The organism is Paraburkholderia sp. NMBU_R16 (genome assembly GCF_013282575.1).
Classification (GTDB): Bacteria; Pseudomonadota; Gammaproteobacteria; order Burkholderiales; family Burkholderiaceae; genus Trinickia.
Window position 1 is genome coordinate 1 of sequence record NZ_JAAAYE010000216.1, and the last position, 1,135, is coordinate 1,135.

At 66.4% G+C, this 1,135-nt stretch carries 2 protein-coding genes; both read right to left on the reverse strand.

Features of this window, described 5'->3' with window-relative positions; genetic code table 11:
• Window positions 1–281: 281 nt before the first annotated feature.
• Window positions 282–671 (reverse strand): type II toxin-antitoxin system VapC family toxin, encoded by a 390-nt coding sequence (locus tag GWC77_RS27910; protein WP_173262761.1) that lies wholly within the window; start codon window positions 669–671, stop codon window positions 282–284.
• On the reverse strand, window positions 668–937 hold the full coding sequence (locus tag GWC77_RS27915; RefSeq protein WP_173262764.1) for a type II toxin-antitoxin system Phd/YefM family antitoxin: 270 nt from the start codon (window positions 935–937) through the stop codon (window positions 668–670). Before GWC77_RS27915 ends, GWC77_RS27910 begins: the two co-directional genes overlap by 4 nt.
• Window positions 938–1,135 lie beyond the last annotated feature (198 nt).

Below are 1,135 nucleotides of genomic sequence, written 5' to 3' on the forward strand. Positions count from 1 at the left end.
CGGTGCTCAACCGCATGCTGGCCGCCGCACGCCCGAACTCCGTGCGCTGTAAGGTTCATGCCGCATAACCTGTGGGGAAAGGGGCGCATTGCACACTGCTCCGCCTCCATGCACCAACGCCGCGATTTTCTATTCTTCATGATGCAATCCTACCCGATCGCCCCAGCAACGTGACAACGCCCCTGGGCGCGCGGCGCAGCGAAATCGGTGCGCGTATAGCTGCGCGGCGGCGGCGGCAGGGTCAGCTGCTGGAGGCGGTTAGCCATGACGTGAGCCCGCCGTCAGGCCTGCAGCATCAGGGTCGGGTGATAGCGCCACACTTTCGGGTCGGCGCTCAGCAGCGGCATCCCCTCGTGCAGCGCCTGGGCGATCATCAGCCGGTCGAATGGATCGGCGTGGTCCGCATGGGACGGCAGCAGTGCAACAGCCTCCGTATGGTCGCCGGTGACCGGCAGTTCGACGAAACCGGCGAGGCGAAACGCCGAGCGGGCATCGCGCGGATGCACGCGCAGGTTGCCCTTCGCATGCTTGATGGCGATTTCCCAGATCGCTGCGGCGCTGACCAGCAACGTATTGGTCGGATCCTCGATCAGGGCGGCGGCCTGCGACGAGAGCTGCGGCGCGCCTTCGGCGGCCCACAGGGCAATATGCGTGTCGAGCAGCACCCTCACGGCGTGAGGCCCTGCTGCGCGCTTGCCTCGAAATCGGCGGCAATCGCATCGTCACCGGCATTGAACGCCTCGACGCTGGCCGGCACCGCGAGGCCGGCCAGCAGGTGCCGCGCGGCACCGATGCGCCGGGGCGCGGCAAACGGCACCAGCCGGGCGACCGGTGTGCCGTTGCGGGCGATGATGACCTCGTTTTCCTGACCGACCTCGAGCCGCTCGACCAGGCTCGAGAGTTTCGACTTCGCGTCGTGCATGTTGACCGTGAGCATGCTGCCTCTCCAGATTAGCTAACTTGTGTTAGCCAGTATGCCGGTGCGGGCCGCGAAACACAAGCGCCTTGCGGGGCGTTGGTGCATGGAGGCGGAGCAGTGTGCAATGCGCCCCTTTCCCCACAGGTTATGCGGCATGAACCTTACAGCGCACGGAGTTCGGGCGTGCGGCGGCCAGCATGCGGTTGAGCACCGCCA

Coding starts and splice junctions, on each gene's coding strand:
- GWC77_RS27915 (WP_173262764.1), bottom strand. CDS start 937: ATGCTCACGGTCAACATGCACGACGCGAAGTCGAAACTCTCGAGCCTG.